At 32.8% G+C, this 26716-nt stretch carries 27 protein-coding genes; 4 read left to right on the forward strand and 23 right to left on the reverse strand.

From position 1 onward, the window contains the following. Positions 1–36: 36 nt before the first annotated feature. The gene (gene dusB, locus GQ47_RS06890; RefSeq protein ID WP_035646589.1) at positions 37–1029 is read left to right on the forward strand and encodes a tRNA dihydrouridine synthase DusB; all 993 of its coding nucleotides are present in this window, start codon (positions 37–39) and stop codon (positions 1027–1029) included. A 42-nt stretch (positions 1030–1071) separates the two neighbouring features. Here dusB and GQ47_RS06895 read toward each other — a convergent pair whose 3' ends face one another. From GQ47_RS06895 to rbfA, 3 genes are all read right to left on the reverse strand, one after another. Then, on the reverse strand, positions 1072–2499 hold the full coding sequence (locus tag GQ47_RS06895; RefSeq protein WP_035646593.1) for an MATE family efflux transporter: 1428 nt from the start codon (positions 2497–2499) through the stop codon (positions 1072–1074). A 167-nt stretch (positions 2500–2666) separates the two neighbouring features. Beyond that, entirely contained in the window at positions 2667–3866 is a 1200-nt protein-coding gene (locus GQ47_RS06900) for an ABC transporter permease (protein ID WP_035646596.1), read from the reverse strand. Between the two features lies 1 nt (position 3867). Continuing rightward, positions 3868–4260: a 30S ribosome-binding factor RbfA gene (gene rbfA, locus GQ47_RS06905; RefSeq protein WP_035646598.1), complete on the reverse strand. Its 393-nt coding sequence runs from the start codon at positions 4258–4260 to the stop codon at positions 3868–3870. A 218-nt stretch (positions 4261–4478) separates the two neighbouring features. On the opposite strand from rbfA, the gene GQ47_RS06910 reads away from it, so the two are divergent. Next, complete coding sequence (locus tag GQ47_RS06910; protein WP_035646601.1) at positions 4479–4898, forward strand: CBS domain-containing protein; 420 nt, start codon at positions 4479–4481, stop codon at positions 4896–4898. Positions 4899–4944: 46 nt separating this feature from the next. Here GQ47_RS06910 and GQ47_RS06915 read toward each other — a convergent pair whose 3' ends face one another. The 19 genes from GQ47_RS06915 to GQ47_RS07005 all read right to left on the reverse strand — a co-directional run bounded on the left by GQ47_RS06915 (position 4945) and on the right by GQ47_RS07005 (position 23720). Beyond that, on the reverse strand, positions 4945–6198 hold the full coding sequence (locus GQ47_RS06915) for a murein hydrolase activator EnvC family protein (protein WP_035646602.1): 1254 nt from the start codon (positions 6196–6198) through the stop codon (positions 4945–4947). Between the two features lie 23 nt (positions 6199–6221). Continuing rightward, on the reverse strand, positions 6222–7004 hold the full coding sequence (locus tag GQ47_RS06920; protein WP_035646604.1) for a lipoprotein insertase outer membrane protein LolB1: 783 nt from the start codon (positions 7002–7004) through the stop codon (positions 6222–6224). A gap of 6 nt (positions 7005–7010) precedes the next feature. After that, a complete protein-coding gene (locus tag GQ47_RS06925; RefSeq protein ID WP_035646605.1) occupies positions 7011–8360 on the reverse strand; it encodes a tetratricopeptide repeat protein in 1350 nt (449 codons plus the stop codon). 51 nt (positions 8361–8411) lie between these two features. Further along, the gene (locus GQ47_RS06930; RefSeq protein ID WP_035646607.1) at positions 8412–9428 is read right to left on the reverse strand and encodes a sugar phosphate nucleotidyltransferase; all 1017 of its coding nucleotides are present in this window, start codon (positions 9426–9428) and stop codon (positions 8412–8414) included. Between the two features lie 88 nt (positions 9429–9516). Next, positions 9517–9951 carry a dUTP diphosphatase gene (gene dut, locus GQ47_RS06935; RefSeq protein ID WP_035646609.1) on the reverse strand — a complete coding sequence of 145 codons (435 nt, stop codon included), beginning with the start codon at positions 9949–9951 and terminating at the stop codon, positions 9517–9519. 25 nt (positions 9952–9976) lie between these two features. Further along, positions 9977–11437 (reverse strand): lipopolysaccharide biosynthesis protein, encoded by a 1461-nt coding sequence (locus GQ47_RS06940; protein WP_035646884.1) that lies wholly within the window; start codon positions 11435–11437, stop codon positions 9977–9979. A 93-nt stretch (positions 11438–11530) separates the two neighbouring features. Next, on the reverse strand, positions 11531–11977 hold the full coding sequence (locus GQ47_RS06945; protein ID WP_035646611.1) for a GNAT family N-acetyltransferase: 447 nt from the start codon (positions 11975–11977) through the stop codon (positions 11531–11533). A 535-nt stretch (positions 11978–12512) separates the two neighbouring features. Next, on the reverse strand, positions 12513–13373 hold the full coding sequence (gene atpG, locus GQ47_RS06950) for an ATP synthase F1 subunit gamma (RefSeq protein WP_035646614.1): 861 nt from the start codon (positions 13371–13373) through the stop codon (positions 12513–12515). 83 nt (positions 13374–13456) lie between these two features. Beyond that, entirely contained in the window at positions 13457–15034 is a 1578-nt protein-coding gene (gene atpA / locus GQ47_RS06955; RefSeq protein WP_035646617.1) for a F0F1 ATP synthase subunit alpha, read from the reverse strand. Between the two features lie 38 nt (positions 15035–15072). Next, on the reverse strand, positions 15073–15606 hold the full coding sequence (atpH, locus tag GQ47_RS06960) for an ATP synthase F1 subunit delta (protein ID WP_035646619.1): 534 nt from the start codon (positions 15604–15606) through the stop codon (positions 15073–15075). 4 nt (positions 15607–15610) lie between these two features. Next, complete coding sequence (locus tag GQ47_RS06965) at positions 15611–16111, reverse strand: F0F1 ATP synthase subunit B (RefSeq protein ID WP_026727280.1); 501 nt, start codon at positions 16109–16111, stop codon at positions 15611–15613. Between the two features lie 88 nt (positions 16112–16199). Further along, the gene (gene atpE / locus GQ47_RS06970) at positions 16200–16397 is read right to left on the reverse strand and encodes an ATP synthase F0 subunit C (protein ID WP_008465835.1); all 198 of its coding nucleotides are present in this window, start codon (positions 16395–16397) and stop codon (positions 16200–16202) included. 33 nt (positions 16398–16430) lie between these two features. Next, a complete protein-coding gene (gene atpB / locus GQ47_RS06975; RefSeq protein WP_035646620.1) occupies positions 16431–17609 on the reverse strand; it encodes a F0F1 ATP synthase subunit A in 1179 nt (392 codons plus the stop codon). Between the two features lie 118 nt (positions 17610–17727). After that, positions 17728–18120 (reverse strand): hypothetical protein, encoded by a 393-nt coding sequence (locus GQ47_RS06980; RefSeq protein ID WP_035646622.1) that lies wholly within the window; start codon positions 18118–18120, stop codon positions 17728–17730. Between the two features lie 63 nt (positions 18121–18183). Beyond that, on the reverse strand, positions 18184–18405 hold the full coding sequence (locus GQ47_RS06985; RefSeq protein ID WP_035646626.1) for an AtpZ/AtpI family protein: 222 nt from the start codon (positions 18403–18405) through the stop codon (positions 18184–18186). After that, a complete protein-coding gene (locus tag GQ47_RS06990; protein WP_035646629.1) occupies positions 18386–18781 on the reverse strand; it encodes a bactofilin family protein in 396 nt (131 codons plus the stop codon). Before GQ47_RS06990 ends, GQ47_RS06985 begins: the two co-directional genes overlap by 20 nt. 4 nt (positions 18782–18785) lie before the next feature. Beyond that, positions 18786–21395: a type IX secretion system periplasmic lipoprotein PorW/SprE gene (locus GQ47_RS06995; RefSeq protein WP_035646632.1), complete on the reverse strand. Its 2610-nt coding sequence runs from the start codon at positions 21393–21395 to the stop codon at positions 18786–18788. Between the two features lie 87 nt (positions 21396–21482). Continuing rightward, on the reverse strand, positions 21483–22178 hold the full coding sequence (locus GQ47_RS07000) for an ABC transporter ATP-binding protein (protein WP_035646635.1): 696 nt from the start codon (positions 22176–22178) through the stop codon (positions 21483–21485). Between the two features lie 81 nt (positions 22179–22259). Then, on the reverse strand, positions 22260–23720 hold the full coding sequence (locus tag GQ47_RS07005; protein WP_035646638.1) for a DUF5687 family protein: 1461 nt from the start codon (positions 23718–23720) through the stop codon (positions 22260–22262). A gap of 126 nt (positions 23721–23846) precedes the next feature. Between GQ47_RS07005 and GQ47_RS07010 the strand changes: the two genes are divergently transcribed. After that, positions 23847–24899, forward strand: a complete 1053-nt coding sequence (locus tag GQ47_RS07010; RefSeq protein ID WP_035646640.1) for a 2Fe-2S iron-sulfur cluster-binding protein — start codon at positions 23847–23849, stop codon at positions 24897–24899. 289 nt (positions 24900–25188) lie between these two features. Next, on the forward strand, positions 25189–25584 hold the full coding sequence (locus GQ47_RS07015) for a hypothetical protein (protein WP_035646642.1): 396 nt from the start codon (positions 25189–25191) through the stop codon (positions 25582–25584). Between the two features lie 86 nt (positions 25585–25670). On the opposite strand, the gene GQ47_RS07020 is transcribed toward GQ47_RS07015, so the two are convergent. Continuing rightward, on the reverse strand, positions 25671–26678 hold the full coding sequence (locus GQ47_RS07020; RefSeq protein WP_035646886.1) for a glycosyltransferase family 9 protein: 1008 nt from the start codon (positions 26676–26678) through the stop codon (positions 25671–25673). Positions 26679–26716: the final 38 nt, after the last annotated feature.

Raw genomic sequence — 26716 nt, forward strand, 5'->3', positions numbered from 1 at the left:
GATTAAAATGTTGTAATTTTGCAAAAAATTATGAAGATGGTCAAGATTGGCAACATAGAATTACCCGAATTTCCTTTACTACTTGCTCCGATGGAAGATGTGAGCGATCCGCCGTTTCGCAGATTATGCAAAACACACGGTGCTGACATGATGTACTCTGAATTTATTTCATCGGAAGGATTAATTCGTGATGCTATAAAAAGTCGAATGAAGCTGGATATTTTTGATTACGAACGTCCGGTTGGAATTCAGATTTTTGGTGGTGATGAAGAAGCGATGGAAATGTCATCTAAAATCGTTTCAACTGTAAAACCAGATTTAGTAGATATTAACTTTGGATGTCCGGTAAAAAAAGTTGTATGCAGAGGTGCCGGTGCAGGAGTTTTAAAAGATGTTGATTTGATGGTTCGTTTGACCAAAGCGGTTATCAAAGGAACTGATTTACCTGTAACCGTGAAAACACGTTTAGGTTGGGACGACAATTCTATTAATATTGATGAAGTTGCTGAAAGGCTTCAAGATATTGGCGTTCAGGCTTTGACAATTCACGCCAGAACCCGCGCCCAAATGTACAAAGGCCATTCAGATTGGTCGCATATTGCACGTGTAAAAAACAACCCAAGAATTACAATGCCTATTTTCGGAAATGGCGATATTGACAGTCCGGAAAAAGCATTAAAATATAAAAACGAATACGGAATTGACGGCATCATGATTGGTCGCGCTGCGATTGGTTATCCGTGGATTTTTAATGAAATCAAACATTATTTCAAAACGGGTGAACACTTACCTGCTCCAACAGTTATTGATCGTGTTGAAGCTGCCAGAAATCATTTGCAATGGTCGATGGATTGGAAAGGTGAACGTTTAGGAATTGTAGAAATGCGTCGTCATTATACGAACTATTTCAAAGGAATTCATTCGTTCAAAGAATTCAAACAAAAATTAGTTACTACTGATGCTCCTGAAGATTTATTCGCAATTATGAAAGAAATTGAACAGGTTTATGCGGGATATGAGTTTGTTTAAAAACATAAAAAAGGCCTTCAAAATTGAAGGCCTTTTTGTTTATTATACTTGAACACGTTTCCACTTTCCTCTTTTGTAGAAAAAGATTCCAGCCAAAGTAATAGCAGTTTCAGCAACCGGAATTGCAATAAAAACTCCTGTTGGCCCCATGTTGAAATGTTTTGCCAATACAAACGCCAGCGGAATTTGGAACAACCAAAACCCGAAAAAATTAATTCCAGTTGGCGTCCAAGTATCACCTGCTCCATTGAAAGTATTAATTAAAACCATTCCTATTCCGTAGAAAATAAATCCGATGCTCATGATCTGTAAAGCTTCAATCGCAATAGTTTTTACCTGATTGTCATTCGTAAAAAACGAAATAATATATTGTCCAAAAACCAACGTAATAATCATAATCGAAGCCATAAAAATTACATTATATCGTGCAGTTGTATAGACCGATTTTTCGGCACGTTCTATTTGTTTTGCACCTAAATTTTGTCCGACCAAAGTTGCGGCGGCATTACTCAATCCCCAAGCTGGAAGAATAAAAAACATCATTATTCTGAGAGCCGTTTGATAACCTGCAGAACCATGATCGCCACCTGTTGTTGCTACTAATTGTGCCAAGAAAATCCAACTGCAGGAAGCGATTACAAACTGCAAAATTCCCGGAGCTGCGATTTTTACTAAAGCTTTTATTTGTGTGAAATCGGGAGCGAAATATGGAATCTTGATTTTTAAAATTCCGTTTCCGAAAAACAAATGATAAACCTGATACAAAACGCCAATGCTTCTTCCAATTGTAGTTGCCAAAGCAGCTCCAATCAATCCGAAAGCAGGAATTGGTCCAAGACCATTAATTAAAATTGGACATAAAATGATATTGCAGATATTGGCAATCCAAAGACTTTTCATTGCAATTGCGGCGTTCCCAGCTCCACGGAAAATTCCGTTTATCAGGAACAAAAGCATAATGCACAAACTGGATCCAATCATGATTTGTGTAAATCGGAAACCGTGTTCGGCTGATTCTATTGAAGAACCCATTAAAATCAAAATATCTTTTGCATAAATAATTCCCAAAACACTCATTAAAGCGTTTACGGCAATTGCAACAATAATAGCTTGCATTCCGGCTTTGGCAGCTGCAACTGGATCTTTTTCTCCAATTCGTCTTGCTACAACTGCGGTTGCTGCCATACTCATTCCTATTGCAAGCGAATAAATAATCGTTAAAACTGATTCGGTTAAACCAACTGTTTGAATCGCAAAACTGCTGTGTTTCAAATGCCCAACGAAATATAAGTCGACTAAAGCAAAAACCGATTCCATCATCATTTCCAAAACCATTGGAATGGCTAATAGAATTACAGCTTTTTTTATACTTCCAGAAGTATAATCAAATGATTCGTCGCCTTTTAAAGCTTGTTTTAAAGTAGTGAAAATTTTAGAAAATAGACTTTTCTGTATAGTAGTTTCTGTCATGATAAGTTAGGATAAATGAAAAAATTGGTTCAGATGTACTAATCTGAACTCGAAAAAACGTAAGTATCCTAATTATTTAAAAAAATAAATCAGGATTAGGCAGAAACTATCATATGCGGTAATTTTTTGAGACGATAAATATAGGAAATATTTTTTAGCCCGAAATATTAATCTAAAAGCTTTTTACTTACACGACTGCAAGCAATTAAAGAAGCCAAAAAACCTAAAGAAATAATGGTTCCTAAAACAATCAAGATGTTTTCAATTGTAAAAACAACCGGAAATGCCAAAGTTGGCGTAATCATAATCAGCTCATATTTCTGTTGCAGTAACACTAAAATGACACCTAATATAAGTCCGATTATGCCTCCGAAAACACTTAATAAAGTTCCCTGAAGAAGGAATATTTTGCGCAGATGGCTAATTTCTGTTCCTAGATTAAAAAGGGTTTTAAGATTTCCTTTTTTCTCTAAAATCATCATAATCAAAGCACCAATCAAGTTAAAAAGTGCTACAATAATAACCAATGTAAAAATCAGATATACCGCTATGTTCTCGGTATTTAACATTCTATACAAAGATTCATTCAACTGCGCCCGATTTCTAAGCGTGACCTTATTTTTGAAAATACTTTCCAGCTGCGATCTGATGGCGCTTTCATTTGCATTTTCTTCCAGATTAAATTCAAGTCCCGAAATTTGATTGGTTTTATATTCCAATAATTCCTGTACCAAACCTAAATCGGCAAAAACATATTTTGAATCTAAATCTTCGCTGATGGAGTAAATCCCAACCGGAAGAACATCTGTTTTTGTAAAAGCGTCATCCGGATTTTCAATCGCTCCTTTTCCTGGTTTTGGCGCAAAAATCTGCAACGGATTTTCGAAATCCAAAACTCCTAACGAAAAGTCACGAGAAATTCCATAGCCTATTACAACCTGATATGTATCTGGTTTTAACCATTGTCCGGTGAAAAGCTTTTTTTTGATATCGTTGACCACTGGATAATTACGGTCAACTCCTTTTAAATAAGTAACTTTCTGTTTGTCCTTAAACAAAAACAAAACACGTTCTTCAATAATTTTGGTGTATGAAACTACACCATCAATTTTCTTGATTTGACTTTCCTGTTCTGGTGTAATCAAAAATGATTTTCCATACGTACTTGTCATTTTTAAATCGGGATCAATTTCGTTTGTAAACGATAAACTAAAAACTTTTAATCCGCTAAAAACAGATAAAACCACAAACAAAGCCATCGTGCCGGCAACAATTCCTAAGCTCGCAATACGATTAATAATATTGATAGCGTTATTTTTGCTTCGGCTAAAAATGTAACGTTTGGCTATGTAAAGGGGGAAATTCAATTTATGATTTTCTTCTTTTTTCTAAAAGATCACGGTTTTCAATTGGGTTTTCTTTTCCTGCTAAAGCATTGTCGATTTTTTCGATATAATCTAATGAGTCATCGATAAAAAACACCAAGTTTGGTACACGGCGCAATTGCAAACGCACGCGTTGTGATAAATCGTGTTTAATTAAAGTTGTATTTGATTTAATTCCTTCTAAAGTTTCTTTGGCTTTCTCCTGAGGGAAAATGCTTAAATATACCGTTGCCACAGATAAATCTGTAGTAACACTAACTTTGGATACCGAAATTACTAAATTAGTAATTCCGTTTTTTCGCACTTCACCTTGCAAAATATCAACCAGATCTTTCTGGATGACACCGCCTATTTTTTTCTGTCTATTTGTTTCCATACTGCAAAAATACTATTTTTAAATTCAATCGGTTAACTTCAGCTCAAGATATAGATTGATTTTTCAAATGAAACCTTATTTTATTATCATTTTATCCTTTTTCTTTTTCTGTATTTAAAACTTAACTTACTTATTTTCAAATAGTAAACCTGATAAAAATCATGTTTTTTATACTCTTCTTTTCCGACCTTTGATCGAAACATTACAACTTATTTATCATGAAAAAGAGAGAACCAATAAGTCACATTATGACAAAAACTGTGGTGACTGCAAATGAAAAAGATGATTTAAAAACAGTAGTTGAAAAATTAAAGAAAAATACGATCCGTCACATTCCGATTGTTAAAGGAAAAGAAGTGGTCGGTATTATTAGCCGAACCGACATAAACCGGTTAACTTTTGGCGCTTTGTTTGAAGGACAAGAAGGTGCCGATGAAGCTATACTTGATATGTTGAATATTTCTCAGGTTATGACTTCAAAACCAAAAACAGTTTCATCTGACATGGTTATTAAAGATTTAGCTGAAATTTTTGCTAAAGAAGATTTTCACGCCTTACCTGTTGTTGATCATGACGAACTTAAAGGAATCGTAACTACAACTGATGTCATTAAATATTTACTTGAACAATACGATTAATAAAACTTAAACTTAATAAAAAAGGGAGCTCAATAGCTCCCTTTTTTTATCTGTTTTGCAACCATCCTTCCGGATTCATATTTGTCGTATTTTGAAGTATCAAAAACTTAATGGTTGTTTTTCCTGTATCTCCGCTGGTTCTTACTTTTCCAATGCTTTGCTTAGTATTTACTTTATCACCTTTTACAACTGATACTGAACTTAAATTTTGATATACCGTAAAATAATCTCCATGCTGAATCATAACTGCTCTGTTGATTGGTGATAAAACAATTACACTCGAAACCTCTCCTTCAAATACTGCGCGGGCTGTTGCGCCTTGTTCTGTTGTAATCTCAACTCCAGAGTTATGAACTGTAATCGACGGATGCAGCGGGTGTGGCTGATCTCCATAACCTAATGAAACAAATCCTTTTTCAACCGGCCATGGCAATTTTCCTCTGTTTGCTTTAAAATCAGCAGCTAATATTTTTCCTTCTGGTGTCAAAGCAATTTTTGAAGAAGAAACTGGCGCTGTTGAAGCTGTAGATCCAGGATTATCTTTAGCTCGTTCCAGAGCTGCTTTTCTATTTGCTTCAGCAATTGCTTCACGAATCAAACGATCAATTTGTCTGTCGATTCTTTTTGCTTCTGCTTGTTTATTTCTAGTGTCGGCAATGATTTTATTTTTATCCTTTTTAAGAGCGTTTACTAGTTTTTGCTGTTCTTTCTTTTCAACTTCCAAGCTTACTTTTTCCTTTTGGTTTTCAGCAATAATCTTTTTCTTAACCTGTCTCTGGCCATCCAGTTTTGCATTAAAATCAACTAATTGTGCCGATTTAGACTCAATTTCTAAACCTTGATTTTTTCTGTAATTCGTATATTGTTTTAAATATTGTGCTCTTTTATAAGCTTGCAAAAAGCTCTCTGAAGATAAAATAAACATTGCCCTACTTTGCTCAGATCTACTTTTGTATGATTTTAAAATCATTTTTGAATAGTCTGCTTTCAAAACTGTCAATTCTTTTTTCAATTTATTAACCTGAACCTGATTAATATACATATCATTGCTCAAAACCCTTTCCTGTTTTGCAGTCGTATTGATCAGTTTTTCTTTCAGCTTAATTTTATTCGCCTGAATTAAATATATATTTACTGCCGATTTTTCTTGCTTCTTTACAGACTGCAGCATTTTTTCATTATCTCTAATTTCCTGCTGAATTTGTGCTTTGCGCTGTTCAAGTTTTTCTTGCTGCGAATCCTGTGCCCACATAAAAGTTGTGGCACAAATAAAAATTAGGCTTAGGAGAAATTTTGGCATGTTTCTGTTTTCTTTTTGCAAATTTACTTAATTATAACTTTTTTATACCCACTTGGAACACTATATGGGAAAGAAAGTTCTTCATTAAATGAAATATTATTATAATTTAAATTAATATTTGTTTTCCCTTTTGGTTGAACTGCATTAATTTCAATGGTTGTTGGAAGCGTTCCCTGATTAAAGGTTTTACTATCAGAATAAATAATTTCAAGATGTACGTTTTCTGAAGCTTGTGAAATTTCTTCTTTCTGAATTAAATATTTTTCCGAATCTAAATAAAATATCTTTTTTACTTTTTCTTCTTTTTCATCTTCTAAACGAAAAAGGTTTTCTACGATTGTCTGTGTATATTTTCCTTTTCTTAAATCGTCTAAAGCTTCTCCAACCAATAAATTCTGAACTTTACTATAATCTAGATCTGTTCCCAGCCATTTGCTTAAACTTGTAAAATCACCTTCGTAATAAGTACCTTTTATTTTTTCATAATAGCTAACTGTGGTTGGCGTAATCAAAGCTTTTGCCATTGTGATTCCAAGAAAACGAACGCTTATTAAAATCTGTTTGTCTTTTTCAATTTTTATATCAGCAGTAACATTTTGACTTTGTTTCTCATCTTCATATCTCGCACTTGCTTTTATACTTAAAGTTGAGAAATCTAACTTATTGTTATAATGTTTTTCAATTGCTTTTTTATCTTCTTTTGGCGCTTCTTCTGTTTTGTTGTTATTGTTTTGTACAGCCACGGCTTTTGATTTACATGAAATCACAAATACCGACAGCAACACAATTACTATATATTTTTTCATCTTTTCCTATTTCTTTTGTTTTAATAACTCATTGGCCTTCAAAAAGTATTCCTCTTTTTTCTTGGCGTCTCCCAATCCATTATAAGCCTCTCCTAACTGAATATTAAAATTTGATTCCAATTTTTTATCATCAACAACATAATCAAGCCCCATTTCTAAAACGGTTTTTGCGTTCTTAAATTGTTTTAACTGATTGCTCCCCAGTCCGGCATAATAATAAAATTGTGGCTGACTTGGGTAAACCTCAATCATATTCATGGCTCTTTTGGTCATCGGTTCAAATTGTTTTGCCTGTGTATAAGCTTCAAGCAAAAGCAAATTGGTTTCACGATCTGTATCAGAATTTGCTTTTAAATCTTTTTCATAATATTTAATTGCATTTTCAAACTGGCCTTTGCTGTGATAAAATTTCCCAATTTCTTTTGCAACATCCACATTTGGATCATTATCAAAATAAGAAATTGCTTTTTCTAAATCTGGAGCGTATTGCGGATTTTTATTGGTATAAATCAAAAATTCATTCAAAGTTCTATGCTTGATTTTCGAATCAATTTTTGAACTTGCCAAAATAATATTCATCGCCTTAATTGCTTTATCAGCCTGATTTGCATCTAAATATGTTTTGAACAAACTTACCTGCGCCCATTCAGAATTTGGAACTTCTTTTGCCAATTTTGTCGCAACTTCTAAAGCCTTGTCATTATCATCTGATTTTGAATATAAGATGATAAGATTAAGATAATTAGATTCTTCTTTCGGATTCTTTTTTATCTGATCGATCAAATTCGAAATTTCAGCATTTTGATATTTTCCCTGTGATAAAATCTGCATTTTATAACGATCGCGATCTTCCGATTTTCCGAATTTATCATTCATTTCGTTTATCGCTATAAGTGCTTTATCAAATTGATTTGTAATCATATATAATGAAATCAAATCATCTTTGTACTCTTCATCAAAAACAATAATTTTCTGAATCGTTTCTATCGCCAGCGGATAATTCTTGGTTTCATAACTTACGTCATAAATTCCAAGCCAATACCATTTGTTTTTAGGATTTAACTGCGTTGCTTTCTCAAAAGCCGTATTTGCATTTTGATAGTCTTTTAAAGCAAAGTAATTTTTTCCTAATTCAAAATAAGCAACAGCATCATTAGGTTTTAGTTTTACACATTTTTCTAATGATACTATGGCTTTATCATAATTTTCAATTCCTTTTTGTTTTAAAGATTCGTAAAAAGCATCTTGGTATTCATCTGGAGCCATAGCAATATCTTCCGGTTCAGTCTGAGCTAAAACCGAGTTTGAATTGCCAAGCAAAACGAAAAATAAAATTATCCAAACGCCTTTTTTCATTCTTTTTATAATTTATTTTAAACCAAAAAGAATCTTCTGAAAAACTCTTTTTTATTCTAAAACTGAGTAATCTCCAATACTAATACTAGTAAACTTACCATCATAACTAACGTGATTTCCAATCATCGCATTGTCTAAGTTAGCGTTTTTTATTTGAGAATAAGTTTGTATTAAGCTATTTTTAATAGAACTGTCAGTAATTCGGCATCCTTTTCCAACTGAAACATTTGGCCCAACTGTTGTATTTTTCAGTACTACATTTTCACCAATATAACATGGCGGAATAATTGTTGCGTTTTCTAACGTCACATTATAATCTACTAAATGCTCGCCGTCGTTGTGCAAAAATCCTAACATTCTGCTGTTTGTTTCAACCGTTACATCTTTGTTTCCGCAGTCCATCCATTCGTCGACACTTCCGGTTTTGAAAACTTTTCCGTTAGCCATCATGGCTTTAATTCCGTCGTTGATTTGGTACTCACCACCATTTTGAATATTATTATCCAAAACGCCTTGAAGTTCTTTTTTCAAATCTCCAACTTCTTTGAAATAGTAAATTCCAATAACGGCTAAATCACTTACAAACTCTTTTGGTTTTTCTACCAATTCGATAATTTCATTGTTCTGATTTAGTTTTACAACCCCAAAAGCTTCTGGCTGATCTACTTGTTTTACCCAGATTACAGCATCGGCCTGAGGATCTAATTCGAAATCAGCTCTGATCAAAGTATCCGCATAAGCGATAACTGCAGGACCAGATAAAGATTCTTTGGCACACATAATGGCATGACCCGTTCCTAAAGGTAAATCCTGACGGTAAATAGACGCTTTTGCTCCAAGTCCCTCTGCCAAATCTTGTAAACTTGTTACAACATCTTCGCCAAAAAAAGCTTCATCACCCAAAATAAAAGCCACTTCTTCGATTGGTTCTTTTAATATTTTGGCAATATCTTCAACTAAACGGTGAACGATTGATTTTCCTGCAACAGGAATTAATGGTTTTGGAACTGTTAAGGTATGTGGTCTAAGTCTTGAGCCACGGCCCGCCATTGGAACGATTATTTTCATTTTTGTATTTATTTTTTAGGGGAAGATTTAAAAATCTTCTTGAGTTGGTTCTTTTTTTTTTTGGATATTGCAAGCTGAGACTAAAAACTTATTTCACTCCAGTACTTCCAAAACCACCGGCTCCTCTTGAAGTTTCTGAAAGTTCTTCAACTTCAATCCACTCTGCTCTTTCGTGTTTTGCAATTATCAATTGTGCGATTCGTTCTCCATTTTCAACTACGAATTCTTCATTTGATAAGTTTACTAAAATCACTCCTATTTCACCTCTATAATCGGCATCTACTGTTCCTGGAGAATTCAAAACTGTTACACCTTTTTTTGCTGCAAGTCCGCTTCTTGGTCTAACCTGCGCTTCATAACCAATTGGCAATTCAATAAAAAGTCCTGTTTTTACAATAGTTCTTTCTAAAGGTTTTAACGTAATCGATTCTGTTAAATTGGCACGAAGATCCATTCCTGCCGAAGCAATTGTTTCGTAGTTTGGCAAGTCGTGCTGTGATTTATTTATGATTTGTATTTTCATTTGTAATTTAAAATTTTAAACGAGCTTATTTTTTCTTTAGTATTCCTTTTATAGTGTCTTTTTCATAATGATAAACCATATACATAAAAATTAAAAGAAGCGGAATTCCAACATAATATTTCTCTCTGAATCCGTAAAATGAAATTATTGAGAATACTATTGAAACACCTAAATAAGCACCAATTTTGTTCATATCATAAGGAATTGGATAATATTTATTTCCAAGGATATAGGAAATAAGCATCATGCTTCCATAGGCAGAAATGGTCGCAATTGCAGAACCATAATAGCTGTATTTCGGAATTAAAAGATAATTTAAAACTAACGTAACGATAGCGCCAACAATAGAAATATAAGCACCAATTTTTGTTTTGTCTGTCAGTTTGTACCAAACCGATAAGTTATTGTAAATACCTAGAAAGAAATTTGCCAAAATAATCAGCGGCACTACTTTCATGGCTTCCCAATACGATTTGTTATCTAACAATAAAAATTTTAAAACATCGGCAAAAACAATAACACCCAATAAAATTAATGATCCTAAAATCACAAAATATTTCGTGATTACAGCATAAGTCTGCGGAGCATTTTCATTTTTTGCATGACTGAAAAAGAAAGGCTCGATTCCTAATCTGAAAGCCGTTGCAAATAAAACCATAAACAAACCTAATTTGTAACAGGCTGAATATGCTCCAACTTCAGATTTTGCTAAATTTTCAGGAAGTAAATATCCCAAAAGAATTTTGTCAAAATGTTCATTTACTGCAAATGCTAATCCGGCAACCAAAATTGGAAGTCCGTATTTCATCATTCTTTTCCAAAGTTCCGGATCGAATTTTCGTCCAAGCGAAAGATAATTTGGCGAAAGCACAATAAAAGTAGCTAAACTTGCCAAAAGATTTGCAATGAAAATATAAGCAATCTGGAAATTCTCAATATATAAATTATCCCAAACCGAATTAGGATTTGAAGCTGCAAGTTTTGGCAAATACATCAAAAAGAAAATATTCAGCAATAAATTAATTATAACATTTCCAATCTTAATTGCTGCGTAAACCATCGGGCGCTGATTGGCTCTTAATTTAGAAAAAGGCACTAAAACCAAAGCATCCAGAACTAAAATCCAAACCGAATAAGTAACATATTGAGCATCAACTTCGGCCCAGCTTGCAAGTGTATTTCTAAAAATTAAGGCGGCGAATAAAAACCCAATTGACGACCAGAAAATTGAAATTGTAGAAGTTGCGATTACATTTTTTTTATCTTCTTCGGCACTGTAGAATCTAAAAAATGCCGTTTCCATTCCATAAGAAAGAACAACATTAAAGAAAACCATCCAAGACAAAACGATCGAAACTTCGCCATATTCTGCTGTTGGTAAAATACCTGTATATAATCTGACCAATAAAAAACTAAGCATCCTTGGTAAAACCGTTGCTAGTCCGTAAATCGCAGTTTGTTTGAATAGATTTTTATATAATCCCAAAATAATTTTTAATAAAGTTCGTAAAACAAAAATAACCAATTCTTTGGTTTATTAATGATTTTGCAGGCTCAATAAAAGAAGTTGTACGTTTTTTTATTGCGTCAGTTTGTTCTCATCCAAAACTTTTACAAAATGAAATCCTTTTGGTCCATAACCTTGATTGTAGTAAAAACGATGAGCGCCAAAATTTCCGGTAAATGCGTCTAAAACAATACTGCTACATCCTAAATCTAAAGCTTTCTGATCAATATAGTCTGTCAATAATTTTCCAATTCCTTTTGACCTGTGCTCTGGATTGACAACAAAATTATCAATCTCAAGATATTTTCCTGTCCAAAGTTTTGTTGCCGACCAACATCCCGTAATTCCTAAACAAATATCATTATCAAAAACGCCTATCTGAATATAATTGTGAGGCACCATTTCTAAAAGAAACGATTCATATTTCTCAATTGAAATTTTAGGATATAGAAATCGCATGGTATCAATTTGTTCCAGCATTTCGTTAATTGTAGTAAGTTCTCGTATTTGAAATTCCATTGTAATAAAAGATAAACCTCAAAATTACTCAATTTTTATTACGCCTTCTATATAATTCTGAAACAACTGTATATGTGAAATCTATAAAATTCAAAAAAAATTATATAAATTTTTACAATTGCTTCTGTATTAACTTTGTAACACAGGGAATGAGAAAAGCTAAAATACAACCCTTTAAAAAAGCAAAGCATCGGGACGGATAAAGCTAGTTTGTTCCCACAAAAGACAAAGCACTAGGGATTGATTCTGCTGAAATGTAACCCTCAAAAAAACAGAGCATTGGGATTGATAAAGCTAGTTTGTTCCCATAAAAGACAAAGCAAAACAGAGGTGATAAATCTGTGCAATAATTTTATAAAATGGTATTGATTCTCATTTTTTGGGTAATTTGAGAATCACCATTTTATAACAGACAAAAAAAATCAATTTCTCTATAAAAGAGTTAAAGTCGATGTTTGGGGGTATCGGCTTCTTTTTTGCACAAAAAAAGAGCCAGCAAAATATTTGCTGGCTCTTTTTTATTTTTAGATATCTATTATCCGTTCAACGCTTCTGCTCCACCAACGATCTCTAAGATTTCGTTTGTAATAGCAGCCTGACGTGCTTTGTTATAAGTCAATTTCAACTGGTTTCTTAATTCCGTTGCGTTGTCAGTTGCTTTGTGCATAGCTGTCATACGCGCTCCGTGTTCTGAAGCAAATGAATCACGAATACCTTTATATAATTGTGTTTTTAACGATTTAGGAATCAAAGTCAATACAATTTCTTCTTTTGAAGGCTCGAAAATATAATCTCCTGTAGAAGCTGCTGTATCAGATTTAATTGGAGCTAACGGTAAAAATTGCTCAGTCTGAACAATTTGTGTTGCAGCATTTTTAAACTGATTATAGATTAATTCGATTCTGTCATATTCCCCAGATAAGAATTTTTGAGTCAAATTGTCTGCAATTCCAGCAACATTTTCAAAAGTTAAATGATCAAAAATTGCATTATGATGTCCGTGAATTTTATGCGTCTTAACTAAAGCGTCGCCTCCCTTTTTACCAATGGCAAAAACATCTACTTGCTTTCCTGCATAAAAATCAGTACGGTTTTTAATCTCCTTAATTACATTTGAATTAAATGCACCACATAAACCTCTGTTAGAAGTTATAGCTACAAGTAATACTTTTTTTACTTCACGCTGAGTTGTATAATCTCCTCCAACTTCACCATCAAGTGTAGCAGAAAGATTTTGTAGCAACTCTGTTAATTTCTCGGCATAAGGTCGCATTGCAGTGATTGCATCTTGTGCTTTCTTAAGCTTTGCTGCAGAAACCATTTTCATAGCCGATGTAATCTGCATCGTCGATGAAACGGAAGTAATTCTATTACGGATTTCCTTTAAATTTGCCATTTTTTCTAATTAGAAAATTTGATAATTAGTCAATTAGATAATTGAAAAATTCATTTCAATTATCTAATTTTCTAATTGTCTTATTAGTTATATTTTGCTGAAACTTCTTTTGCTGCTTTTTCAATAACATCTGTAATGTTATCGTCAAATTTACCAGCTTTCAACGCGTTAAGCGTATCTTTATGTTTACTGTTTAAGTAAGACAAGAAATCAGCCTCAAATTCTTTAACTTTATTTACAGGAACGTTTTTCAATAAGTTTTTAGATCCAGCGTAAATAATTGCAACTTGGTTTTCAACAGGATAAGGATCATTTAAACCTTGTTTCAAGATTTCAACGTTTCTTTTTCCTTTTTCAATTACGTTTAAAGTAACAGAATCCAAGTCAGAACCAAATTTAGCGAAAGCTTCTAATTCACGGAATTGAGCTTGGTCTAATTTTAAAGTTCCTGAAACTTTTTTCATTGATTTAATTTGAGCATTACCTCCAACACGAGATACAGAGATACCTACGTTGATCGCAGGACGAACACCAGAGTTGAACAAATCTCCGTCAAGGAAAATCTGACCATCTGTAATAGAGATTACGTTTGTTGGGATATATGCAGAAACGTCACCAGCTTGAGTTTCGATAATTGGTAAAGCAGTCAATGAACCACCACCTTTTACGATAGACTTAATAGAATCTGGTAAATCGTTCATGTTTTTAGCGATACCATCATCTGCGATTACTTTACAAGCGCGCTCTAATAAACGAGAGTGTAAGTAGAAAACGTCTCCAGGGTAAGCCTCACGTCCCGGTGGTCTTCTTAATAAAAGAGAAACCTCACGGTAAGCAACAGCTTGTTTAGATAAATCATCATACACGATAAGTGCTGGACGACCTGAATCTCTAAAGTATTCTCCAATTGCAGCACCAGCGAATGGAGCATAAACTTGCATTGGAGCTGGGTCAGAAGCATTAGCTGCAACAATAACTGTATAAGCCATTGCTCCTTTTTCTTCTAACATTTTAGCGATTCCTGCTACAGTTGAAGCTTTTTGTCCAATTGCAACATATATACAGAATACAGGTTTTCCTGCATCATAAAATTCTTTTTGGTTCAAGATTGTATCGATACAAACAGTTGATTTACCTGTTTGACGGTCACCGATAACAAGCTCACGCTGACCACGTCCAACTGGGATCATAGCATCTACTGCTTTTACTCCTGTTTGTAATGGTTCAGTTACTGGCTGACGGAAAATAACTCCTGGCGCTTTTCTTTCTAATGGCATTTCGTATAAATCTCCACCGATTGGTCCTTTTCCATCAATTGGAAAACCAAGAGTGTTAACAACACGTCCTACCATTTGCTCACCTACTTTAAGAGAAGCAATACGTTGAGTTCTTTTTGCAGTAGATCCTTCTTTAATTCCTGTTGATGGTCCTAAAAGTACCACACCAACATTATCTTCTTCAAGATTCAATACGATACCTTCCATACCGTTATCAAATTCTACTAACTCACCATATTGAACATTAGATAGCCCGTAAACACGAGCAATACCATCTCCAACTTGAAGTACTGTTCCTACTTCCTCTAGCGTAGCACCAGATTCAAAACCTTCTACTTGCTTTCTTAATATTGCTGAAATTTCAGCAGGTTTGATTTCCGCCATCTTAATTTATAATTTAGACACTTTTATGTGTAATAAAACTAATTACTTAACTCTCTTTTTAATACTTGTAATCTGTTTGCAACAGAGGCATTGTATTGATTATCGCCTATTCTCAAAATAAATCCACCAATAATTGAGGGATCTACTATATTTTCAATTGTAATTTTTTTATCTGATAAAGTTGCAACTTTAGCTAAAACTTTAGCTTCTAAAGCAGCATCCATAGGAATTGCTGTCGTAACTTTTGCTACTTCAACACCATTACTCTCATCAAATAATTTATTGTATTCTGATGCAATTGCACCTAGAATTTCAAATCTTTTGTTTTCAAATAATAAATGGAATAAACCTTTAGTTACACCGTTTACATTTGCAAAAACTTCTAAAAGAGCACTTTCTTTAACTTCAACTTTTGTAGTTGGATTTAAAATAAACGTACTCAATTCTGTATTTGTCTCAATTGCATTTGCAATTGATTTCATATCGTTATTTACAGCTTCGGCAACACCTTTAGAGTTTGCTAAGTCCAGAATTGCTTTTGCATAACGAATTGCTGCTCTTGTACCTGCCATAGTCTTAGTTTAACTTTACGTCACCTAACATTTTCTCAACTAATTTAGTTTGAGATTCTTTGTTAGATAATTCCTCTTTCAATAATTTTTCAGCGATGCTTAATGATAAAGTTGAAACTTGAGATTTCAATTCAGCCATTGCAGCATTTTTTTCACTTTCGATAGCAGCTTTAGCTTGCTCGATCATTTTTTGACCTGCCTCTTGTGCTTCGTTTTTAGAATCAGCTATCATTTTCTCTTTCATTTCGCGAGCTTCTTTCAACATCGCGTCACGTTCTGCACGAGCTTCATTCAAAATTCTTTGATTGTCAGCTTGTAAGTTTTCCATTTCTCTCTTTGCGTTTTCAGCAGAAAGCAATGCGTTTTTAATACCTTCTTCTCTTGCAGTAATAGATTCCATAATTGGTTTCCATGCAAATTTCACTAAAAGTAAAATCAATACTAACAAGATTAAAGCTTGCCAGAAGAATAATCCGAATGAAAAATCGTTAATTAACTTATCCATTTTATAACTATATTAAATATTTAATTTCTTTTTTTAAAGTAACAACACCTTTAACCAACCGTTAAAGATGTTGTTAGTTTTCTCTTTATTATTTTCCTAAGATTAAAGCAGCAAATGCTAAACCTTCTAATAAAGCCGCGATAATAATCATCGCAGTTTGAATTTTACCAGCAGCTTCTGGCTGACGAGCAATAGCGTCCATAGCAGATCCACCGATTTTACCTAAACCTAAACCTGCACCGATTACTACTAAACCAGCACCTACTAAAGTTGGAATTGTTCCCATAACTATTTATATATATAAAATTAAACTTCTAAATTAAATAATTGCTGTTTCATCTTCATGGTGGTGAGCGTGGTCATGATCCTGAACCGCCATACCAATAAACAATGATGATAACATTGTAAAAATGAAAGCCTGTAAAAATGCAACTAAAATTTCAATAACAGAGATAAATAATGTTAATCCTAAAGAGATTGGCAAATCTGCTGCTAAATTTTTTCCAACGAAAATCATTCCGATCAAACTCATAATTACTACGTGACCAGCAGTAATGTTTGCGTACAAACGAATTAATAATGCGAATGGTTTTGTTAATGTTCCTAAAACCTCAATTGGTGCTAAGATAATCTTCATTGGAACTGGTACTCCTGGCATCCAAAAGATGTGTCCCCAATAATCTTTGTTTGCACTGAATTGTGTAATGATAAAAGTAAAAGCTGCTAAACAAACTGTAATAGCAATATTTCCTGTAACGTTAATTCCTAGCGGAGTCATTCCTAATAAGTTTAAAACCCAAACAAAGAAAAATACAGTTAATAGGTAACCCATATATTTACGGTATTTTTTCTCTCCAATGTTAGGAACTGCGATTTCATCTCTAATGAAAATTATAAGAGGCTCTAAAACTCTTCCAAATCCTGTTGGAATTGGTCCTTTTTTATATGATTTTGCTAAACCAGTAAACATTAAGAATAATAGCACCGCAACAAAAAGCATTGAAACAACATTCTTTGTCATAGAAAAATCTAAAGGTTTTTCGTTTTCTGGATGACCGTGCTCATTAAAAGTAATTGTTCCGGCTGCATCAGTTTTATAAATTTTACCGTGAACTAATTTGTAGAAGTTTCCGTCAACTTCTGCAACTGTTTCACCGAAATGAAATTTTGAAGAAGAGAAAACTTTTAAACCTCCGTCAATAAGTATAACTGGTAATGGAAAACCAAAGTGTTTGTTTTCTTTTTCATCTTGGAAGAAAACAAAATCGTGAGAATCTTGTAAGTGGTGATCAATGAAAGCATCTACTTTTGCTTTTGGGTCAAGAGCAACTGCGTGCTCTCCTTCCGCTGGAGCATCATGTGAAATTACTTTCTCTTCGTGAGCCGTTTCAGTTTGTACATGCGTTGAATCATTCTCTGAGTTTGCAAAACCCATAATTGGTAGAGAAGCTACAAAAGCTGCTAGAATAAAGCTGAGTGGTTTGTTTGAAATCACCATATCGTGGAAAATCTTATTTTTTTACGTTTCTAAAATTTGGTGCAAAGGTACATTTTTTATTAATATTCAAAAGGATATGAAAAATTATTTTTGAACCTTGTTTTACATATTCGCGATTTTAACGCTTTTCATTTAATAATCGGACAGTTAAAAGCGTCTGAAATAACAAAAACAAAATAAATGTTATAAAAAAACTGACTTTTTCAACATTGACCGTTTCAGTTTTGTTTTCTAAAATTGGCTGCAAAATTAAATATCCCAACAACATTTGAGTAAAAGTTCCGAATAAGAAAACCATCCCTACGATTTCAAAATTCTTATTTTTTACCTTTAATAATATAAGGTATAGCAAAGCTGACAATCCGAAGAAAATTAAATACAGTAATTCTATACTGTAATGAAACTTTTGAAAATTAATTTCCAGCAAAAAGAAAGCGGCTATATGCACTATAAAGGCAACAACAGCAAAACAAAATAAATGAAAAACAGGTTTGTAATTTTTTAATGACATTTCAGGTAATTTTTTGCAAAGATGCAACTTTTATCTAAAGCTGCTATAAATGAAAAAATTACTTTATTTATTAATGTCGTTAACTTGGCGGATAACGTTATATAATGCAAGGCCTACACCGGCCATGACAAAAATCGTATTATAATAAACTTTTGGGCTCGGATGGTTTTCATCAAGCCAGGTTCCGAAATAAGAGAACAAAAAAATAATGACTCCCATTTGAAATGGAATATTAATTAATGCAAGCCATTTATTTCTCCTATTATTATTCGGTTCCTTTTCCATCTTCTAATAATATTACCTGATTGGAATTTAACATGGTACAAGAAGCGGTAAAGTCTGCTCCAGGTTCAATCGATAATTTTCCAACGGCGATTTCTCCATGAATTCGCGCGGTTCCTTTAATATTAAGGACTTCTAAAACTTTTAATTTTCCTTGAAATTCTCCTTCAATATCAGCATTGTGACAGATAATTTCTCCTTTCACAATTCCTGATGCGCCAATAACAAGTTTTCCTTGCGAAGTAAAATTTCCAATAAGTTCGCCGTCCAGTCTAAAATCAGCTTTTGAAACAATATCACCAACAATGGACGTTCCTTCTACAATTCTGTTGGTTTTTCCTAAATTCTCTGTACTGACTTTTTTGACTTTTTCAAACATGGTTTTATGGGGTTTTTGGGGCTAAATACGTTTCAAGATTTTTTTTGATTTGAACTACCTTATAATTATCACTTGAAATAATAATTGGCATATTCGAGATTTTATATTTTTTATCCTCTCTCAAAACCCCTGAAACATCTTTGGCATATGCCTCTGATTTTAAACCATGAATAACTACAAAACTTTCGGTTTTATTGTATTTGTCAAATGAAGTTGTTAGTCGTTCGTAATTTTCAACCAACATGTATACCTTAATTGCTTCCTCAATTTTTTTAACCGTTTTAGCATCATTATTCGAAACTGGATATAAAATTTTCCAATTCTTTCCGTCAACTACCGTGAAATCAAGTTTTTCTAAATCCGGAATTTGTTTTTCCAAAATTTCTCTGGCACTTTTTCCTTCTTCGCTGTTTGGATAATTATCTGCAACTGTTTCCAATCCTTTTTTATAAGCGGCCAAACCTTCTACTTTTCCTAAAGCATTTGCTTTCAGCAATTCAAATTTGGAAACAATATCTTCACCAGCATATTGATTGATCAGATTATCGATGTTGTTTAAAACTTCTATAAACTGCTCCTCTTCATATAATTTAAACCATTTTTTATATTCCTTATCGGCAGAAACCAAATCATCTGAATTTGCATTATTTAAAATCTGTGCATATCTTGAAGTTGGATAATTACCTATTATATCAGACTTTATTCTTTCAGCCCTTGCCGGATTTGTAATTTGATAAATTTTATATAAATTATACATCGATGGCAAAATCAGTTTTTCTTCAGGTTTATTTTGTAATAATTGCTCAAGCTTATCGCTGGCTAATTTATATTCTTTGAACTTTTCTTTATAAATAAGTCCCAATTGATAATACGCAAAGTTTCGTTCTTTTCCAATGCTGTCCATAACTGTCGGACTTGTCGGAATCTGATTTTCATAAAATGCCGTCGTATATTTTTCCGGAATTTCCGGTTGCAACGCATTTATAGAATCCTGATTGATATTTAATGAATCTTTTAAAGCAGTATTAACAATTGATTTTGATGAAGCTAATCTCCAATTTCCGCCTATAACACGATTTCCCCACTGTTTTCTAAATTGCAGTTTTCCGTAGGCAACCGTTGTTGGGTTGTAAAAATAAAAAGTGCTTGCAACATCATTTCCAGATGGCGGATTAAATGCTCCCGAAACCAAATCTGTTTTGTTAGGCTGTTGCGGATTAATTGCTGAAGAGATATTATTTGCATCCGTATTACGCTGAACGTTTGCCAATTTTTCTTTTTCTTTTTCTTCGGCTAATTTTTTGGCATCGTCATTCTTTTTAAGTTCTGCGATGTAAATCTCAAAGTATGTTTTTCGTTCTTCTGCTGGTAAATTGTAAACCTTTATAATACTGTCGTTGCGTTTTGCAATTCCTTCGTATTTAATTACGTTATCGAGATTTTTTCTGTTTTTTTCAATTAAGGCAAACTCTCTCGTTTTTGGATTTAATTTTACCAAAGTACTGTCATAGTATTTTGCCGCCATTGTATAATCTGTATTTCTAAAATACATATTTCCAATGTTTCGATAGGTAGAAGCAACTAAATAAGGGTCTTTAGATTTTCTTGCCAAGGAATGGTTATAAAATTCCAATGCATCTTTTTGCTCATTATTTTTATCGAAAAAAACACCCATTTCATAAAAAAGAATATCATAATATGGTCTGTTTTCTCTATCCTCAACTAATTTATTATAGGCTTCCACAAACAAATTATGATCGTCTTTTTCATAATCGAACATCTGTGCTTTCTTCGCATAAGCATGCATCATATATTTACGATCTGCTTTTCGGTTCATGTCGATTACGCCGTTATAAAAGTAAATAGCACTATCTCTTTTTCCGGCTTCCTGATATAATTGTCCAAGAATAAAACGGTAACGCGCTCTGTCTTCGTTTATTCTGGTAAAATTTTCTGCAATTTTCAATTTGGCAACAGCGCTATCTTTTTCTTCTGTATTTAAAAAAGCTTCCGCCAATAATGCATTTGCATCCGAGAAAGTCTGTTTGTCTAAGTCTGTTTTCTTTAATAAAAGATTAATGTTTTTAATAACAATAGCATCGTTTCCGAGACGCATATTGGTTTTTTCACGCCAAATTTTTGCGGTATAAATATTACTGCTATTTGGATATTTATAAAGAATATAATTGAATGCTTCTAATGCAGGAATAAAACGCTGATCATAGTATCTTGCTTTCCCCAGCATTAGATACGCTTCATCAATCTGATAATTTTTTTCTCTTCCTCCAATATTCATGGAGTGTTTCTGAATGGCTTTTGTCGCTTTCGTTTCCGCTAGTTCAAAATCGGGATTTTTTGTTTTTTCTCCTTCCGAAAAATTTTCATCAAACTGCATTTTTTCAATTGGCAGTATTTTCCAAAAATTATCCTGATTATTGTTCTGAATTGATTTTAATCCTTTTTCAAGACCAATTCCACCATTATACAAAATGTTATATTTTGTACTTAAAGCGTGCGAATTTCTGTTCACGAAGGTATTATTCTTGGTAGAGCAAGCTATCAAAAAGAATAAAAAACCGAGAAAAAAACAATATTTAAGAGTATTCTTTTTCAATAGAACTAATTTTTAAAGCATAAACTTATAAAAAGCACTTTTAGTATATGACTTGTAAAAATACGCTTCTTTTTGAAATATAGAAACTTAAACTGCAAAAAACGATTCGAGCTCTTGTAAGGTTTCTTCTGAGGTTTGAATATCTTTTACAATTTCACCTTTATTAAGCGCAACAATTCGGTCACAAACTTCAACCGTGTGTTGCAAATCATGGCTTGAAACCAAAACGGTAACATTCGGATCGTCAGCTAATTCTTTAATTATTTTCTTCAAACGACTCACTGTAGTTGGGTCTAAATTTGCAAAAGGTTCGTCTAAAATTATCACTTCCGGATTGCCAATAAGTGTTGCAATAATGCCTACTTTTTTCTGATTCCCTTTTGATAAATCGCGAAGGTATTTTTTGTTGTTTAAAATTTCTCCATTGAAAAATTCTTCATGTTTTTTCAAAAGTGCATCAATATCTGCTTTATTCTGATGACGCAAATCGCCAATAAAATAAAAATATTCCTCTGGTGTCAAATAGCCAATTAGGAAACTTTCGTCTAAAAATGAACCTGTAAAAGATTTCCAGTTTTCGCTAGTATTTACCTGAATATCATTTGTTTTTATATTTCCAGTCGAAGGCTGAATAAGATCCAGAAGCAAACTGAAAAAAGTAGTTTTTCCTGCGCCATTATTTCCGACAAGTCCAAAACTTTGTCCTTTCGGAATTTCAAGATTATTAATATTTAAAACTGTAGTATTGTTATATTTTTTTGAAAGTTGATTTACTTGTATCATGGTAATATTAGATTTTAGATTGTTGATTTTAAATTTTAATGGAATAAAATTATCTCATTATCAAAGTGGCAAATTTTCTAATTAACTCTTTTGTTTATAAGCACTTATTGTACTGTATTTTTCGACTTTATATCTTTTTTCAATTATTGAAAAAACTTTATTTCTAAATACAAATCCTAAAACTCCTGCTCCTGCAACCAGCATTAAGCCAAGTGTTTTATCTCCGAGATAAAGTCCGATTCCATAAAGTCCCAAAGGCAATAATAATTTTGGCAAAGTCAATAACATTGCATTTACATTAAATGCTTTTTTATCTCCAAAAGCACCGCCGGCGTTACTCAAATCAATTGGAGTTTTTGTAAATGCTCCTCCTAAAAGAACCAAATGAGAATTTACTCCAATATTGTAAATGGCACCAACCACAATAGTCAAATAAACCTGCCATCCGTAAAAAAGATAAAATGAAGCCAAAATTGTCGATACAAAAGTGGCAATAACAATTAACCACCATTTTGAAGTAATATAACCGCGATACGGAATATTTTGTGTCATCATCAATTGATAATATGAACTGTCCCAGCTTGGTACGAATTGTCCAAAGACAAATAAAAATCCACCTGAAACAAATATTCCCGCAAAAATATACATAACCGCAGGCTGGTGTGTATTGCCAAAAAAGATCAATCCGTAAAACAAAAAGAAGAAACTCATGATAATAGTCGTTTTTGACCTCTTGTTTCTTTTAATCAACTTAATGTCATTTTTAAGAAAGGTTCCCAAAGTTCCAAATTGATTCAGCCAAGAAAGATTTTCAGTCGTCGCTATGTCTTCTTTCTTAGAAAGTCCGGCATCTAAATATAAATTGTTTTTGAAATATTTAAATGTAAATGCATACAACCCTCCTAATAACAAAACAGGAATCAAAAACAGTCCTTTTATGGTGTAAAGTCCCTGGAAAAAAGGAGTTGTGAAAATGGTAATATCAAAAAGCTTATAATATTGTGCAGCTCCAAAAGCTAAAGCAAGCCCAATAAAAACAACAAATAATTTGTCGATATTGCTTAAAATAATATTCAAAAAATTGTTGATATAGATTAATGAGAAAATCGCCAAAAGCCAAAATAAAATTCCCAAAATATCATATCCTTCAATAATAAGAACAATTGAAAAAGGCACAAAGAAAAGCGCATGAACCCAGTTAAAAAAGGACAATGCCGTTTTACCTAAAGAAAAATGAACAATAGTTGGTTTTTTAAAAGGCAAAACCAATAATGGTTTGATATTAAGAACCGGAATCGCCTGCATTAACAAACGAACCACAAGATCAAGCAAAAAATAATAAATCAGGAATTTATTAATGGTTACTAACGGTTCGAGATTCATTTTTTTAAGTACATAAAATGCGCCTACTCCCATTGCAATAAAAATTACCGAAAAGTAAACCATCAAAAACCCAATTAAAATTTTCATGGCCAGATTTGCTCCAAATGAAGCTGATCTTACAAAGGCTTTCCATTCGAGATAAATAAACTTTTTAATCATGGTTATTCAGTTTTAGTTTTTCAGTAAGAGACCAAATGTAGGAAAACGTTACAAAAAAAGTTAAAAAAATTATTTTAGTAAGTGTCAATTACTTAGTGTTTGCTACTTTTGCAAAAAAAATAAATCATGCCTTCATTCTTAAAACTTATAATTAAAGAGGTAAAACGTGAAACTGCAGAAGCTGTTTCAGTACTTTTTAATGTTCCTGAAGAACTAAAATCAGACTATAAATTTATAGCCGGACAATACATAAATTTAAAATTAACACTTGATAATCAAGAAATAAGACGTGCTTATTCTATTTGCTCTGCGCCAGAAAGCGGCGAATTGCGAATTGCAGTTAAAGCGGTAAAAAATGGTCTTTTCTCTCAGTTTGCCAACACAAAGCTTAAAGCTGGCGATGTTCTTGAAGTAGGACATCCTGAAGGTAAATTTACTTTTGAACCAGAAGCTGACAGACAAAAAAATTATGCGGCGTTTGCTGCAGGAAGCGGAATTACTCCAGTTCTTTCTATCATAAAATCAGTTTTAAAAAGCGAACCAAAAAGTTCATTTGTATTGGTTTACGGAAATAAAACTCCGGAACAAACTATTTTTCATCAAGAACTGCATGATTTACAATTGCAATATGTAGGGCGTTTTTTCGTACATTATGTATTTAGTCAGGCTAAAGCGGAAAATGCTTTATTTGGAAGAATTGAAAAATCTGCTGTAAATTTTGTTTTGAACAACAAACACAAAGAACTTCAATTTGATAAATTTTTCTTATGCGGACCTGAAGAAATGATTAATACTGTTTCAGATATTTTAAAAGAAAAGAATGTAAAAGATTCGGCAATTAAGTTTGAACTTTTTACATCTTCTTCTGAAGAGCATGCAATTCAGGGTTCTCAGGAAGGTCATACTAAAATTACAGTTTTAGTTGACGATGAAGAAGTTACTTTCGAAATGTCTAAAAAACAAACTATTCTTGACGCTGCTTTAAAACAAGGTGTTGACGCTCCTTATTCTTGCCAGGGCGGAATTTGCAGCAGCTGTTTAGGACGTGTTACAGCTGGTACTGCTGAAATGACAAAAAATTCAATTTTAACAGATGGCGAAATCGCAGAAGGTTTAATTTTAACTTGCCAGGCGCACCCAACATCAGATACTATTTATGTTGATTACGACGACGTGTAGACATTTAAAATTCCAATAAAAAAAATCCAAATTCCAATTTACTATAAGGAATTTGGATTTTTTTATGCCGTTCTTTTTTATCAGAGTTTAAAATATCGATTCCTTTTCAAAAAGCGATTTTAAATAATACATAAAAAAGACTATACCTATTTAAATATTTTTTAAAAAATGTCCTGAAAATTTACTATATTAGTAGTGCGCTTGAACCTGATAAATCCTTCTTTATCTTAAAGATAGATTTTATAAGGCTATATTTAATTGTCAACACGTTTTTAAAACATTCAATATTATGGCAATGCATCACTACCTCCGTTTGACTTTTATATTACTTTTTGTAATATCATCTTTTGTCGTGGTCTACTTTGTAATTAAAAAAAGAAGAAACAGAAAAGCTCCTAAACTTCTTTCAAAAGAAAACTATCCTTCAACGCTTGAAGAAATGAAAGAAATATCAGTCGAAAATGATAACTTTTTTAATATTTGGCCGTATGTAAGTGAACTAAAAGCTGCCAAGATTTTATCAAATAAAATTAAAGAATCTGAATTAATTCATAAAGTTTATAGAAATTCAACTAACAATTTGGAACACGTTTTACTTGTTACTGAACAAGAAAACCGCTTTGTTGAAATTGTAGTTGACAGAAAGAAAAAGAAAGCAATGGGCTATCTTTTTCTGAATTTATAAGACATCCATAACCTTTATCAAAATAAAAAAATCCAAATTTCAACTTTGTAATTGGAATTTGGATTTTCTATTTATTGGAATTTCTACTATAACTGAGACTGAATAGTATTAACTATTTTCTTTGGAGAAATCGTTCGCATCGCATCTTCATAACCTTCAACAATTTTATTTCCATAAACAGATGTTGGTAGTTTTGGATATTTATTTCTATCAGAAGTTAAAGCGTTTTCCAAACTCTGATTAAAAGGCAAAAATCCAGCATATGGATGTGTTGCTCCCCAAAGCGTAATTACTTTTACGCCCAACATTGCAGCAATATGTGCGTTTCCGGAATCCATTGAAAGCATTACATCCAGATTACTTATCAATTTTAATTCCTGCTGAAATTTAATTTTCCCGGCAACATTTATTACATTTTTAAAAGGCTCAGAAAGCGAATCTAAAATTTCGATTTCTTTTTTTCCGCCCCCAAAAAGCAAAATAGTTTGGTCTTTGTTTTCGGCTAATTTTTCAATTACTTCCTTCATTAAATCTAAAGGATAAACCTTAGAATCATATTGAGCAAAAGGCGCAATCCCGATTAATTTTTGATAATTCTCGCCGATTAAATCCGTGATTTCAGCACTTAAAACTGCTTTTTTAGGAAATTCGGAATTTGATAAATCTACCGGAAAACCCAATTCTTCAAACACTTTGGCGTGTCTTTCAAACATCGTTGGCAATTGCTTGAAAATCTTATTTTCAGCACGAGTTAATTCTTTTTTTCCTTCTCGGCCTTTATCAACAGTTGCTCTTTTTTTTCCGCTTAAAGCGAAAAGCAAACTCACAACTTTGGATCTTAAAACATTATGAAGATCTGCAAAAGCATCAATTTCAAGCTTTTTTAAATCTTTAAACAATCGCAAAAGCCCAGGAAAACCTTTATGTCTTTCTTTTTCATCAAAAGCAAAAAATTCAAGATTCGGAATTCCGTCAAAAAAAGGTTTGAAAAATGGACGAGAAATAACCGTCATTTTTATCTCAGGATATTGTTTTACAAAAGCGCGTAAAACAGGAACCGTCATGGCGACATCTCCCATTGCGGATAGTCTCATGACGGCTATGTGTTTAATTTTGGTAGACAAGTCGGCCA

Origin of the sequence: Flavobacterium sp. ASV13 (assembly GCF_000745775.1) — a bacterium.
GTDB lineage: Bacteria > Bacteroidota > Bacteroidia > Flavobacteriales > Flavobacteriaceae > Flavobacterium.

Coding starts and splice junctions, on each gene's coding strand:
- GQ47_RS06895 (WP_035646593.1), bottom strand. CDS start 2,499: ATGACAGAAACTACTATACAGAAAAGTCTATTTTCTAAAATTTTCACT.
- GQ47_RS06945 (WP_035646611.1), bottom strand. CDS start 11,977: ATGGAATTTCAAATACGAGAACTTACTACAATTAACGAAATGCTGGAA.
- atpE (WP_008465835.1), bottom strand. CDS start 16,397: ATGGGAACAATTCCAACTTTAGTAGGTGCTGGTTTAGTAGTAATCGGT.
- dut (WP_035646609.1), bottom strand. CDS start 9,951: ATGAAAATACAAATCATAAATAAATCACAGCACGACTTGCCAAACTAC.
- GQ47_RS07020 (WP_035646886.1), bottom strand. CDS start 26,678: ATGAGACTATCCGCAATGGGAGATGTCGCCATGACGGTTCCTGTTTTA.
- GQ47_RS06965 (WP_026727280.1), bottom strand. CDS start 16,111: ATGGATAAGTTAATTAACGATTTTTCATTCGGATTATTCTTCTGGCAA.
- atpH (WP_035646619.1), bottom strand. CDS start 15,606: ATGGCAGGTACAAGAGCAGCAATTCGTTATGCAAAAGCAATTCTGGAC.
- GQ47_RS06990 (WP_035646629.1), bottom strand. CDS start 18,781: ATGTTTGAAAAAGTCAAAAAAGTCAGTACAGAGAATTTAGGAAAAACC.
- GQ47_RS07010 (WP_035646640.1), top strand. CDS start 23,847: ATGCCTTCATTCTTAAAACTTATAATTAAAGAGGTAAAACGTGAAACT.
- GQ47_RS06910 (WP_035646601.1), top strand. CDS start 4,479: ATGAAAAAGAGAGAACCAATAAGTCACATTATGACAAAAACTGTGGTG.
- atpB (WP_035646620.1), bottom strand. CDS start 17,609: ATGGTGATTTCAAACAAACCACTCAGCTTTATTCTAGCAGCTTTTGTA.
- GQ47_RS07000 (WP_035646635.1), bottom strand. CDS start 22,178: ATGATACAAGTAAATCAACTTTCAAAAAAATATAACAATACTACAGTT.
- dusB (WP_035646589.1), top strand. CDS start 37: ATGGTCAAGATTGGCAACATAGAATTACCCGAATTTCCTTTACTACTT.
- atpG (WP_035646614.1), bottom strand. CDS start 13,373: ATGGCAAATTTAAAGGAAATCCGTAATAGAATTACTTCCGTTTCATCG.
- GQ47_RS06980 (WP_035646622.1), bottom strand. CDS start 18,120: ATGTCATTAAAAAATTACAAACCTGTTTTTCATTTATTTTGTTTTGCT.
- GQ47_RS06920 (WP_035646604.1), bottom strand. CDS start 7,004: ATGAAAAAATATATAGTAATTGTGTTGCTGTCGGTATTTGTGATTTCA.
- GQ47_RS07015 (WP_035646642.1), top strand. CDS start 25,189: ATGGCAATGCATCACTACCTCCGTTTGACTTTTATATTACTTTTTGTA.
- atpA (WP_035646617.1), bottom strand. CDS start 15,034: ATGGCGGAAATCAAACCTGCTGAAATTTCAGCAATATTAAGAAAGCAA.
- GQ47_RS06915 (WP_035646602.1), bottom strand. CDS start 6,198: ATGCCAAAATTTCTCCTAAGCCTAATTTTTATTTGTGCCACAACTTTT.
- GQ47_RS06985 (WP_035646626.1), bottom strand. CDS start 18,405: ATGGAAAAGGAACCGAATAATAATAGGAGAAATAAATGGCTTGCATTA.
- GQ47_RS06925 (WP_035646605.1), bottom strand. CDS start 8,360: ATGAAAAAAGGCGTTTGGATAATTTTATTTTTCGTTTTGCTTGGCAAT.
- rbfA (WP_035646598.1), bottom strand. CDS start 4,260: ATGGAAACAAATAGACAGAAAAAAATAGGCGGTGTCATCCAGAAAGAT.
- GQ47_RS06930 (WP_035646607.1), bottom strand. CDS start 9,428: ATGAAAATAATCGTTCCAATGGCGGGCCGTGGCTCAAGACTTAGACCA.
- GQ47_RS07005 (WP_035646638.1), bottom strand. CDS start 23,720: ATGATTAAAAAGTTTATTTATCTCGAATGGAAAGCCTTTGTAAGATCA.